Annotated in this window: 11 protein-coding genes; 4 read left to right on the plus strand and 7 right to left on the minus strand. The window is 54.5% G+C overall.

Features of this window, described 5'->3' with window-relative positions:
- Positions 1 to 134: 134 nt before the first annotated feature.
- The 4 genes from hxsA to EUU25_RS09220 form a co-directional block, all read right to left on the minus strand.
- A complete protein-coding gene (gene hxsA / locus EUU25_RS16705; RefSeq protein ID WP_158900321.1) occupies positions 135 to 740 on the minus strand; it encodes a His-Xaa-Ser repeat protein HxsA in 606 nt (201 codons plus the stop codon).
- Positions 737 to 1,813, minus strand: a complete 1,077-nt coding sequence (gene hxsC, locus EUU25_RS09210) for a His-Xaa-Ser system radical SAM maturase HxsC (RefSeq protein WP_158900323.1) — start codon at positions 1,811 to 1,813, stop codon at positions 737 to 739. The genes hxsA and hxsC overlap by 4 nt, the downstream gene beginning before the upstream one ends.
- Positions 1,810 to 3,225 (minus strand): His-Xaa-Ser system radical SAM maturase HxsB, encoded by a 1,416-nt coding sequence (hxsB, locus tag EUU25_RS09215; protein ID WP_158900325.1) that lies wholly within the window; start codon positions 3,223 to 3,225, stop codon positions 1,810 to 1,812. The genes hxsC and hxsB overlap by 4 nt, the downstream gene beginning before the upstream one ends.
- A 217-nt stretch (positions 3,226 to 3,442) precedes the next feature.
- Positions 3,443 to 3,625 (minus strand): hypothetical protein, encoded by a 183-nt coding sequence (locus tag EUU25_RS09220; protein ID WP_158900327.1) that lies wholly within the window; start codon positions 3,623 to 3,625, stop codon positions 3,443 to 3,445.
- 101 nt (positions 3,626 to 3,726) lie between these two features.
- Between EUU25_RS09220 and EUU25_RS09225 the strand changes: the two genes are divergently transcribed.
- From EUU25_RS09225 to EUU25_RS09235, 3 genes are read left to right on the plus strand one after another with little or no spacing between them, the layout of a single operon-like run.
- A complete protein-coding gene (locus EUU25_RS09225; protein WP_158900329.1) occupies positions 3,727 to 4,371 on the plus strand; it encodes a S24 family peptidase in 645 nt (214 codons plus the stop codon).
- 10 nt (positions 4,372 to 4,381) lie between these two features.
- On the plus strand, positions 4,382 to 4,807 hold the full coding sequence (locus EUU25_RS09230) for a thermonuclease family protein (protein ID WP_158900331.1): 426 nt from the start codon (positions 4,382 to 4,384) through the stop codon (positions 4,805 to 4,807).
- Positions 4,798 to 5,097: a DUF5818 domain-containing protein gene (locus EUU25_RS09235; protein ID WP_158900333.1), complete on the plus strand. Its 300-nt coding sequence runs from the start codon at positions 4,798 to 4,800 to the stop codon at positions 5,095 to 5,097. Before EUU25_RS09230 ends, EUU25_RS09235 begins: the two co-directional genes overlap by 10 nt.
- A 213-nt stretch (positions 5,098 to 5,310) precedes the next feature.
- On the opposite strand, the gene mobF is transcribed toward EUU25_RS09235, so the two are convergent.
- The 3 genes from mobF to EUU25_RS09250 are packed head-to-tail and all read right to left on the minus strand — an operon-like array spanning position 5,311 to position 10,950.
- The gene (gene mobF, locus EUU25_RS09240; protein WP_158900335.1) at positions 5,311 to 8,241 is read right to left on the minus strand and encodes a MobF family relaxase; all 2,931 of its coding nucleotides are present in this window, start codon (positions 8,239 to 8,241) and stop codon (positions 5,311 to 5,313) included.
- 37 nt (positions 8,242 to 8,278) lie between these two features.
- Positions 8,279 to 10,627, minus strand: a complete 2,349-nt coding sequence (locus EUU25_RS09245; protein ID WP_158900337.1) for a type IV secretion system DNA-binding domain-containing protein — start codon at positions 10,625 to 10,627, stop codon at positions 8,279 to 8,281.
- Positions 10,624 to 10,950: a hypothetical protein gene (locus tag EUU25_RS09250; protein WP_158900339.1), complete on the minus strand. Its 327-nt coding sequence runs from the start codon at positions 10,948 to 10,950 to the stop codon at positions 10,624 to 10,626. The genes EUU25_RS09245 and EUU25_RS09250 overlap by 4 nt, the downstream gene beginning before the upstream one ends.
- A gap of 444 nt (positions 10,951 to 11,394) precedes the next feature.
- Here EUU25_RS09250 and EUU25_RS09255 point away from each other — a divergent pair, with 444 nt between their 5' ends.
- Complete coding sequence (locus EUU25_RS09255) at positions 11,395 to 12,288, plus strand: S1/P1 nuclease (protein WP_158900341.1); 894 nt, start codon at positions 11,395 to 11,397, stop codon at positions 12,286 to 12,288.
- Positions 12,289 to 12,323 lie beyond the last annotated feature (35 nt).

Below are 12,323 nucleotides of genomic sequence, written 5' to 3' on the forward strand. Positions count from 1 at the left end.
GGCTTCCCTCCAAATCAAAAAATTACACTACCACCTGCTTAGCGAAACAAATCTGATTTAAAAATCATTGAATATTCAATTGGTAACCAATCGGAGTAGCTCCTTTTTTTACCCAAACGAAATCGGAATTTCCGCTATTGGACAATATCCAACGCTTTCAAGACTTCGGGCGTAATCGTACCCGTGACCTTTAGTCCCCAATCGCCTTGAAATTTTTCAAGAGCCGCTTTGGTTTTAGGGCCGACGATACCATCATCAGTACCATCATAGTAACCGTAGGAGATCAAACCACGTTGAACTTGCTTCACCGTATCAATGAATGGATCTGTTTCTGTACTACCTACGGTCCCGAAAAGTGTTGTCGGATTTTCTGAGCTCGATCCGCCAGATCCAGATCCGGTTCGCGGAAACGACGGCGTGGCACTGACGCCTGAAGACGGTGCCCGAGGCCGTGAAGTCGGGGGAGTTGGCGGTGGTGGAGGCGTGTACACGGGATAGTACCCTCCTCCGCTACTTGAGCGATGACTGGAATGACTACTATGGCTTCTGTGACTTGAGTGGCTGCGATGCTGAGCTAGACGAACATCCGCCTGTTTTCTGAAGAGCGCCGTAACGTCGCTGCCTGTTTCCATAGTATCCTTGCGGCCCGATGCGAAAGTTCCATTCGTCGCCACGACAGACGTTGGCGCAAGAAACCCTGCGGCTAGCAGCGAAGGAATTAAAAAGTTCGCTCTGCTCATAAAGGCCTCACGTCCAAATGTGATTCAGGATGCCATTCAAAAAATCCTGAACAAAATTCTCGCTTGCTGCATCCACCACAAGCTGACGGGAATTTTCGCTTCCAGTCAGAGATGGATGCTGCACAATATTCCCGATAACTTTCAGGAACACTGCATAAAGTAAAGTTAAATAAGGCAATGTCGATACCGAATAGCGTGGCTATGTCGATCGAACGAGCAACTTGAGAAAAGTCTGTAGCATGGTCAAAATAGAGGTTCGGAAAGCGATTTTTAGCGAAACCAATATTTTCGAGCTGCATGATAGACCATTGAACAACGAACCGGAGATATCGGGCAACAAAATCGGCAATGAGCGACAAATCGTTGGAATTAGTCTGCATTAGTACAGTTCTGAGTTCAACCTTAGCAGCGCTTTGCATCAGGATACTCAAACCTGCTTCGAGCAGCGTATAAGCGCCTTGTTTTCCGACGATCGCATCGTGCGATAGTGGATCCGTGCTGTAGATTGGAACACCCCAGGTCACATTTTTGAATTCGGGACTACTAAGCCGGTCAACATCGTCGACTTCAAAATGCTGCGCATTCGAAAGGACATGCCAACTCAAATCAGGCCGCTTCTCAAAGGTTGCTTCTATAAGGTCAAATAATTCAGCTTTATAAAGTGTAGGCTCGCCGCCCGATACGCCCAACGTAGCTCCAAATGGCGCTAAGGCAGCAGCACTCCGGTATTCCTCGAAGCGGTCCAAATGATGTTTCTTCGGAGGTTGACTGCACATAACGCAAAGTTGATCGCATTGCTCAGTAACAAGCAAAGTATTGTGAACAGAATTGGCCCGAATGAGGCGCTCAACTAAACCCTTGGAGGGGTCAACAACAACGACGTCGCCGTCAAAACTGTCATGGCCAGTACCTGCTATTTCTATCAGCCCATGATCGCCGGAAAACAGCATTTTTTGTTCATCGACGGCAAGCAACAGACTGTCGCCCGGGTAGGCGATGGAGTTGTCATAGCGCAGCCTTGTTACAAAGCGATTTAGGCCTTCTGCTCGGCATTGATGAACGAGCGGGATCATAAGGCGCGAGGTTGGCCGGGCAATGAAGCACCGGCCAATCCAAGCCACTTGGCTAGTGAATATTGGACGGCTGGGTCATCCGAGTAGATGAGCCGCATACATAGATCGAAAAGGCGCAAATGTTTCTGACAAAAAAAGGTTTCATGGCGAGGAAGATCAATGCGACCGTAGCGCGAAAGGTCGTCGATAACATCCCTGCCGCAAAAGGGCTGATATACGCAAGCTGCACATTGAGGATCATCATCATTCGACACATTGGCATTGAACAATTGCTTCAGAGTTTCATCGATGCCTTCGCCAACCGCGCCAATTTTCAGATCAACAACACCTGATCGCGTTAGCATACGTGCTTCATCGGTTGGATAAAGCGCGCCGTCGTGATCGATGACGACATAATCGATCCCAACTGGGTTGGGGTTGCGCAAATCAACATGGCCATCAACGCCAATCCTGAAGATGCGCTTTAGGCACAAGGACAGATAAGTTTCTTCGAGAATTACCGCTTGGTTAGCAAAATTGCGTTGGATCAGCGCTTCTATAAACTCGGCGTAATATTCCCACCACTGATTGTGATCGCTCTTTGATGCAGGGTGGCGCTTTCGAGCAAAACCCTGATAATTGATCGGTCTGAGAAAAAGTTGATTGAACCCGTGAGTCGTATAGGCGTCGATGAGGTCCTGGGGGTCAGGAGGATTGCTTTGATCTATAGTTGGAAGCGCTGAAACGCGTTCGGCTCCGATTAAATCGATTACGTATCTCAAATTTTCGAAAAACTGCTCAGTATACTGCGACCTCGAAGTGCGTTGCTTTTCATGTACGAGCCTGTTGCCGTCGAGCGATGTAGATATATGGACCCTTTTGTCACTGAGAAGAGCAACAAACTCAGCGCCTAGGCTCGCGAGGTTAGTGCAGATGATAAACTCGGCGCTTTCAAACCGTCCGCAAGCGTCTATTACGGACTTAATCAAATCCAGTCGAAGCGTCGGTTCTCCGCCTTGAAATTCCACTTTGATCTCAGGCCCGTCAATCGTACTGATGAAACTCAGCACCTGATCCCGAATTTCATCGGTCCAGTCAAATCCAGACCGGTCTTCATTGACTCGAGAAACTTGACAATAAGTGCAGCTGAGATTGCAGCGAAGCGTGGGAACCAATATCAAATAATTGAGTCTGTCGGGCTTTGCTGAACGTGCTTCATGTTGAAATTTCTGACTTAAGGAACGTAGGTTATTGTCAACAGGCACATGCCCATTGGCCTGCAAAAACTCTATATCACTCGCCGAGAGGCTGTTTTCATTGCAACGATTGACGAAGCTCTGGTCGGCAACAAAAAAATGTCCAGCCTTGTTGGCAAAAACGTTACCAAGCTCCAAGACATGACGTTGTCGCAGCCCAAAGATAGCAGTAGTCATTCTTCGCCATCCTTGGCCAATTTCGTAAGTTCAGAATTGCGTATCAACAATGTTCAATTTCCAACAATTGACTGAGTCAGATAGCACGTCCTTTCGACCTTAGCACTTTTACTTTCTAAGTCGACCATAGCGAAGTTTGGGCTCACCATCCGAGACAGATTTTCAATCTTTGACCGATAGTAACGATCGACTAAACAGATCGACTTGAGTTGCGCAATTAGCTATCGGCCTGTCGCAGGAATGCTGAAACACGCGATTGCGTGACGAGGCGCGGAGTTCGCCCTGCCCTCAAGTCATAAACAAACCGCGGATCCTTAACCGCAAGCCGCCCGAACCGGGTGGGCGAAAGCCCGTGCCGCTCGATATATTGCTCGATTTCGCCAAGGAGAGGATGCCTCATAGACTCACACTTTCTTGCTTGTGTTCTTGCTATGTTCTTATTAGGAAGACTTCCTAGAGTCTAGGATAAATTCCTAGCAGCGAGACAAAGGACCAAATGCGATGAGCGATCCCCGTGCAGTACTGGACGAGCTGATCCGGAAAAACGGCGATGACTATTCGGCGATATCGCGCCTCCTCGGGCGTAACGCTGCCTATATCCAGCAGTTCATCAAACGCGGGTCGCCGCGCATGCTGTCCGAAGGCGACCGCAACATTCTCGCCCGCTATTTCGGTGTCGAGGAAAGCTTGCTAGGTGGTCCATCGCGGCGTGGCGGACCGGTGGTCGAACTGGTCGAGGTGCCGGTACTCGACGTGTCGGCTTCCGCCGGACATGGCGCACTTGCCGATATGGAGCAGAAGTGCACGCAGTTCGGGTTTGACGAGAAGTGGCTGCGCAAACTGACGACAAGCCGCGGACCCAGCCTCTCTATCATCCATGTGCTCGGCGATTCCATGGAGCCAACGCTTGCCGACAAGGACGATGTCATGGTCGATCTGGGCGATGGGCAAGCGCGTCTGCGCGATGGCATCTATGTTCTGCGTATGGACGATACGCTGAGCGTCAAACGCATTGCGCTCGAACCTAAGGGAAGGCTGATTTCGGTGATCAGCGACAATCCTGCCTATCCGACCTGGCATGGCCTCGACCGACGCTCGGTCAATATCGTTGGCAGAGTGCTTTGGTTTGGGCGAAAATTGCAGTAAAGCTCTTCCCATGTTCCTGCTTTTTGCTGCGACCGTTGTCGCTTCCGGCCAGAATTTCACCTGTACACCGACGCATGTCTGGGACGGCGACGGCCCGATCTGGTGCGCTGAAGGCCCGCATGTCCGCTTGTCCGGAATTGCGGCGCGCGAGATGGACGAAAGCTGCCGGACCAACCAACCCTGCCCTGACGCGTCCGCGCTTGAAGCACGCGACCAGCTGGTTGCCTTTCTGGGTGGAGCGCGAGGGTCCAATGAGACCGGTCATATCATCGTGCGCGGACCGCGGATGAACTGCCGCTCTGACGGTTCGGCAGGCGGTACGCGCACAGCTGCCTTTTGCACCCTGCCCTCGGGCGAAGACCTGTCCTGTGCAATGGTCGAGAGCGGCACCGTTCTGCGCTGGGACCGTTATTGGCGAGATCACCGATGCCCATAAGCCAGCCTGTCCGCGAGACCGGATTGCTCGTCGATAGCGCGCAGGGACCGCTTCTGAAGCTGCCCGGTGGCGGCAACTGGCAGATCGAGCCTTCGCGCGCCGTGAACCGCTTGATCGGCGAGCGCGTCATGCTCGAAGGAACAAGATCGGGGTTCAACGATATTGCCTGCCAGCGCATCTGGAAGGAAGGCACACAGCGTCCACATTTCGAGATCGGGATGGTCGAGAAATGGATTGCATCGGCACTGGTGGCATTTAGCCTGTTCATGGCAGTTTTCGGCTATTTCTGAGCGGGCCGCGCGTTCGCATTGGCCGAAATTGTCAAACGCCTTTTGTGCACGCTGACGTTTCTATCCAAGAATTTTTAGCAAATTGGGCCTAGTACGACCTTGCGACCCAAGGGGTTTGGGCAATAAGTTCAAACATCCTTTCCTTTGAAAGACCCGCCGACAAGGCGGGTCTTCTTTTTCATGGGCAGCCAAAAAGGCAACGCTGCTGCGCAGCTAGATTCCAATCTCGAACGGCTTGACGATCGAGCGATCGCGTTCGGGTGGCTCGCGTCCCTGGCTCGTCTGGACCTCCTGCCCTTTGGCAAGCCCTGCAGCTGCTGCCTTTTTGAGCATTCCGGTTGCTTCAAGTGCCGATGTCTTCATGCCGGAATTCCGCTCTACTGCCGCCTGCAACCGGTCCCGGTTGTCGAGGAACAATGTGAGCCCGTCGCGCAATCGGGTGATGGTGACCAGGAAGGTTTGCTGGTTTGAGAGATTTTTCTCGCGGCTGTCCATGACTGCAATGCCGCGATCCGATGTCAGGCCCTGCGCCATGTGGGCGTTCAAGGCATATGCAAGGTCGAGCCGCTTCAACATCGGATCGTCCTTGCCAAGCCGCTGTTCGATCCCCGACGACGTGCGAACCGTCAGTCCCTTGGCATCAACCGCCAATATCTGCGCCTGATCGGCATTGAGAAGCCCGCGCTTATGGTCGGTATCGGTCCAGCGGATACGGTCGCCCTGATGCAGATCAAGTGGCTTTGGTTCGAACAAGCGCAACGGATCCTGATCGCCTTGCGGTCGCAACTGGCCCGGGCGGAAGATAAATTGCTTCCCGCGCCGGTTTTCAAGCGTGACGCTCCCCTGGGCTGCATCGACGCTTGCGACCGTGTAGCGGCCTTCGTGAAGACCTTGGCTGCGCTGCCGCCTGGCGACCTCGACCAGCATGCCGGGCGCGTAGCTTTTGGCATAACGCAATTCCTCGCGGGTCAGATTGACGCGCGCGAGCGTTTCGACGCTGAGCGCCACTTTACCAAGCTCGCCATTGGCTTTGAGCCCGGTCTGCACGGCTTCATTGACCGCGCTGCGCAAACTACGCCCCGAGGCATAGATCGACGTGTGCTCGCGCTCGGCGGGCGACAGCGACAGCCAGGCGCTGGCGGCTGCAAATGCTGCATCCTCCTTCACTTCGACGATATGCGGTTTGAGGCGATTGAGCGCTTCGGCAATTTGACCGCCCTGGGCTGCATGTTGTGCCGCGCGCAGCGTCTTGTCGCGCGCACGGATGTTGAGGTTCATGATCGCGGTTTCAACACCGGCTTTCTGCATGACATCAAAAGGCTTGCCCGCATCGACCGCGCCCAGCTGTTTGCGGTCGCCAATGCTTGCAAAGCGGTCAACCTCGAGCAAATTGGCGAGCCGCACCAGCTTCTCCTTATCGCTATTTCCGACCATCGAGGCTTCGTCGAGCAGGATGACGCTTCCCCTATATTGCGCCCTTGCTTCGGCAAGCTTCAGCGGATCCGGTGAGGATAGGAGGCTTGCATGACGCCGCAGGAAACGCGCCACAGTCATCGATGCTATCCCGGTATCGCGCTCGAGCATCTGGACCAGTGTATTCTGGACAGCGAGACCCAGCACATCGCGCCGCTCTTCGCGCAATATGTCGGCGACCGGCTTTAGGACGGTGCTTTTGCCTGCCCCTGCTATTCCCTGGATGGCGACGATGCGGTTGTGGGAGCTCAGGATCAGGCGCCCCGCCCCTTCCTGGCCGTGGTTGAGGGTCATGCCATATTTGAGTTGGGAAAGGGCCTGCAGCCGTTCGCCCGCAACGTCGGGTTCCACGATGGGCGCGATGCGGTTCCGCCCTTCGTCGACCGCACTCAAAATGCGTTGTTCGAGCGCAAGCGCATCGGCACTGGTGACCATGCCGCGATCGACGCCTTTGCCTGCAACCAGATGGCCCTGGCGCAGCAACTGTGCGACGCGCTCCTCGATCTGCGGCAAGGCGGTTGGCAGGCCAAAATCGAGCGCTGCCTTATAGATTGCGGTCTTTGCAAAAGCCGCCTCACGTTCACCCAAATGGCGCACAGCCGAGGCAACGGCATGCACAGCTGCAATCTGCTCGGGGCTCCGCTTTCCCAGCGCTCTGGGTATCAAGGGATCGACAGGCGAAAGCCCCAGTTTTTCGGCGAGACCACTGGCCCACAAGCGCATATTGCCGACGCTCTCCGCCACCCTTTCGGACAAAGTCGGGACATGGCCGATGTCCGAAGCCGCACGTGCATTGGCCCGTTCGATGATTGCAGCCGGGTCAAAGCCGAGCTCGTCAGCCTTCGCCGCCCAGCTTTGTGCAAGTGCCGCACGATCCTCGATCTTTGGCTTGGCAGAACGGGTGATCAGATTGGCAGCATTGCGCGCAGCGAGGCCTTTGCTATCCATATTGGACAGAGCGTCGATGATTTCCGCGCGGCGCGAACTGAACGCGTCGCGAATGTCATTGGGAACGCCTTTGGCTTCAAAATTGCCATGCTTTCCCTGTTCGCCAATCTCATAGCCAAGCTTTTCAACCGACAGCCGGAAGCGGGCCATCGTCATGGCGTTCAACAGTGTATTATGCTCCCAAAGCTTGTCATTTCTGAGTGCACGCCATTTGCCGTCCGGTCCTTTGGTTGCATTGGCAACGACGGCATGAAAATGCGCATTGGGCTCTTGGTTACGGTTGGTGTCGTGCCCGAACATCGCCACCAACAGGTTTCGTGTCGGCACAACCTTCTCCTGGCCTTTGACCTCCATCCGGGTTTCGGCAAGATGGGTTTCAGCCCAGCCAAGCGTCTCCTTGACCGCTGCAGCATAAGCATCGAGGATGCGAGTATCGCCGCCGACCAGTGCGATCAGCGACCAGCTTTTGGGCATCGAGAATGTGAGATCGGTGCCAGCCCGGTGCGGCCGCAAATCGCTCCCCAAACGCGAGCCGTCCGGAAGATAGCCCTTGAGTATGGCCTCAAATTGTTTTGCCTCGACACGGCCATCCAGCCCGAGCGCTTTCGCCCCCTGCCCGACCCATTCGCCTGAGCGGTCGGCGTCCGCCCGGGTGTAATAATTGTCTGCAGCAAAGTAGTTGGCGGCACCCCCTGCTGTGCGGACATTGGCTACCGACAGCATCGATCACGCCTTCCGGCAACCTTCGGCACGAGCGGTCTTATAGGTCCATGTCGAGGTCACCCAGATCGACCGCGTGCTTCGCTTCTTCCCTCTCGCGCATCCCGTCTTCGAGCATCAGCCGTCTTGCTGCATCGGCTTTGCCAGCACCCTGCTCCGGGGCTTTATGTTGCGGTTGAAGTGCCGGCTTGGATGGCAGCATGCTGCCCGGCGACAACAATTGGTCTTGCCCCTCGGATGATGGGGCATCGACCCGCAAAACCTTGTCCGTTGGTATTGCAGGCTGGACGGCATCGGGCTTGGCTATTTGCGGCTGCGCAGCGTTCTTGTCGGGTTCGTCTGGCTGCAACGGTTCGGGCTTGGCTAGGGGTTTGGTCGTGGCTTCCGCCTCTGAAGGATGCGGCTGGTGGTCGGGCGCCGCACGCTCATGTTCCAAGCCTGACTTCTTCTCGGTCAGCGCCAATTCACCCTGCTTGGGAACAACGCGTTTGCCAGCACCATCATCGTTGGAGGACGGATGTTCATCAGTTCCTGTCTGGCCTTCGGATTGCGGCATTTGATCTGGGTGTGATCGGTTCGGCGGACCGTCATCGCCCGCACGCCGGATGAACGGCTGCGCCCTTTTCTTGCGCGATACAGGGACAAGCTTGACCGGTGCTGCCGGAAAGCCGTCGGGAAATTTGAGATAGCCCGAAAGCCTTGGCAGGTTCATCAGCTGGTCGGGTAACAAGAGCGGCTCGATATTCTTGCGCGGGGTCAGGCTGACGGCATCGCGGGCATTGTTATAACCGTAAGTATAGCCCTCCTCCATGTCGCGCACCTGGGTGTGGCCGATAAAGTCCGAACACCATGTTGCGGTCTCGCGGTCGGCGGTTCCGAGGATCAATTTGGTCCGGGCAAGCGAGGACAAGGTCATCGCCATATTGTCCCCATATACTTCCTTGAGTTTGGCATAGGCATGGATGCCTGTGACAATCGCGCCGCCAAAATTGCGCGCGGTCTGGAGACCCTTTTCCAATGCTGGCAGACGGTGAAGCGCACCCATTTCGTCGATGAAAAACCACAGCCGCAAGTCGCGCGTACGATCCATCGCCATCAACGTGTTCATCGCGGTATCGAGCCAAACGGTCAGCAGCTGCGAGCAGACGCTCATGTCGATATAGCGCGCCGAGATATAAAGCATCGAGCCGTCGCGCTTGTCGCTTTCAACCCAGTTCCGCACCGAGAATTGCGGACCTGATCGCGGCAAAAGCTTCAACGCCTTGGCATTGGCGTTGAACACTGCACGGATCGATTCCGCCATGCGTGCAGCCTCAGGCGCGGTCAGCGGATCGGCAATCGTCCCGCGCATCAATTTGTGCACCTGTGTCAGGTCAGCGGTCATCAATTCGCTTGCCAAGGCTTCGTTGGTTGCACTGCCTTTGGCGCGCAATTTGAGGCACATTTCGACAAACAAGAGCCGTGCGGCCAGCACCCAGAATTGTTCGGAACCACCGCCATCATGCGGAACAAGCGCTTCGGCTGCCGCTGAAAATTCGGCTTCATCGCGGCATTCGTCAAACACGCTCCACTGTGGGCAACGCGCATCCAACGGATTCAGTATGATGTCCCGGTCGCTCTCGTAGAAATGCTCGATAAAGGTACCGGTCAGATCGAAGATAACGGCACGCTGGCCGCTCGCCCTTGCCTCCTCGATCATGTCGGAGAGCGCCACGGTCTTGCCCATTCCCGTGGTACCAATGAGCATCGCATGGCTTTGTTCGAGCCGCCATGGATAGCTTACTTGCGCCAGATGCGAGGGTGCATAAGGAAAGAGTCGGCGCAACTCGCCAGGAAGCGCGTACCGCCATTTGATGCCCAATGCTTCGCTAAGCTCGCGCTTGCGTTCGCGCGCATTATGCTCGCCGATTTCAGCAACCAATTCGGTGAGGGTCGCAAGCATCGCACCGCGTTCATGCTTGCGCTCTTTTGACCGGCTGCCAAAGTGCGACGCGAACCAGTAGAAAGCAATCATGGTAGGCACAAGGAGTAGCGCCGCATGCGTGAGTGCCTGCTTGAGCAATGCCAGCATATGCTCCCAAGCAAGCATGATCGGCGGATAATGTTGGGCGGTACCTAAGGGGAGCTCGACCGTGCCACCGAGCCCTGTTTCAATGGAAATGAGTTTGGCGGGATCGAACTCCATGAAACCGTAGATTGCAGCATAAATCCGCATCCAGACGAGATAGGTTTCGTGGGTAGAAAGCCCGCCGGACAGCGTCCACCAGCACATACCGCCGATCACCATAGCAGCGACAATGAGCGGTCCTTTGAGCCCAGCTGCAAACATGAAACCGAAATGACCCAGAAGCTGGCTGCCGCGGGTGAAGTTCAAAAGGTTGCGCTTCATTTCGAAGCTCCTTCGACGATAGCGGTCGCAATCCCCAATTGCTTGCAGCGCCGCGCATAGGCCGCATGCGCGCGGTCCCGTAGCTGCGGATCGACATGGCCGGCAAGCAGCGCATCGATACCAACCATTGCGAACACCGACTGGCGGTGAATACGCTCGATTGAGGCGGCCTGCCCTGATGCCGGATCCTCGCCGTCACAGGCTGCCATGAGCAGCAAACGCACCCATTCGCTGACGCTAAAGTTATTGGCCTTCGCAGCCATACGGACGCGGTGCGCGAGGTCATTCGATACATAGATTTGCAGTGACAATGGACGTGCCATTGCGAACTCCTTCCTTGAAAAGGAGCCCGTTCACACTTGCGGAAGGCGATTTGGATTTAAGTCATCAATAAGAACATGTCAAGAACATTGAAGCTCCCGGAAAACCGCCATTGCGGTTCGGGGATGATTTGGATTCAAATCATCGGGGCATGTGATTTGAAAATGATTGGAAAGTTGCCACTTACAGTTTTTGCTAGTTTCGCACCGATTTCCGTCATTTTTCACCAGCGACATGTCGCGTACGGTGTGCTTAGATTTTCCCAACTGCGAAGGGTGGACCAGTAATGAGATTCTAAACAGACTGCGAGTTTTGCCGCGCAACATCCACGGATAAACTTGTCCTATCGCGATAGAGGCAATTAAAAATGTTGAACGCGTGATACATGTCACGAACTGCATCTATTCGACATGATATCAAAATTTGGTCAACATGGGAGAATTGCGATGAACGGCAAGATATTTCAAGGTCTAACAGTGCTAGCCGTCGTAGCGAGTAGCAGTTCTATTGCCTTCCCGACGAAAGCATTCGCGTGGAGCAAAGCTGGGCATCTGACAGTGTGTGACTATGCCTATCGAACGGTATCGGATGAGGCACGCGAGAAGATCAACGCGCTATTGAAAGCGGATGGCGAGTATCGGTCCTTCAACTATGGCTGTGTTGAAGAAGATGAGATGCCGAGAAAGCATCCTGATGATCATTTCATAAATTACGATCGCACTCGCGTGTCGGTTTCCGATGATGTTTGTCCTCAAAACGAAAGTTGCATTCTTCAAGGCATTGATCGCGATTTGGAAATTTTGGGCGACCGGAACCGAACAGCAAAAGAACGTGCAAAAGCTTTGCTTGGCCTTGGTCACTGGGTCGGCGACATCCACCAACCTCTGCATATTTCGTTCGCCGATGATCGCGGCGGAAACTACCTTCTGGTGAAAGGTCTGTGTGGTTCCGGGAAGAAATCAAATCTTCATTCAGTTTGGGACAAATGCCTTGTCGAAAAATATGTCTTGCAAACAAAGCTGAGCAAGGACTGGGCCGGATTTACAGTGACATATCGTGCGGTTGACAGGCTAAGGAAATTGACGACTGCCGCAGAGAAAGCCCAGTGGACTTCAACGCAGCCTTGGCAGTGGGCGGCGGAATCCTATGCAATCACGCGCAAAGAAAATACGCTATACTGCAATCTAAACCTCGCAGGCACAGAATGCAGCAGGCCTAACGATGAACGAATTTCGATCAATCAGGACTATTTGAAAACCAACGGTCAAATCGCAGAAGACAGGTTGCGAATGGCGGGTGTAAGGCTTGCATATCTTATCGAAAAAGCGCTCACCCAATAGCCAGCACCAAAAGGCTGTTTGGAATATAGGCGCGC

The organism is Sphingorhabdus lacus, assembly GCF_009768975.1.
GTDB classification, from domain to species: Bacteria; Pseudomonadota; Alphaproteobacteria; order Sphingomonadales; family Sphingomonadaceae; genus Sphingorhabdus_B; species Sphingorhabdus_B lacus.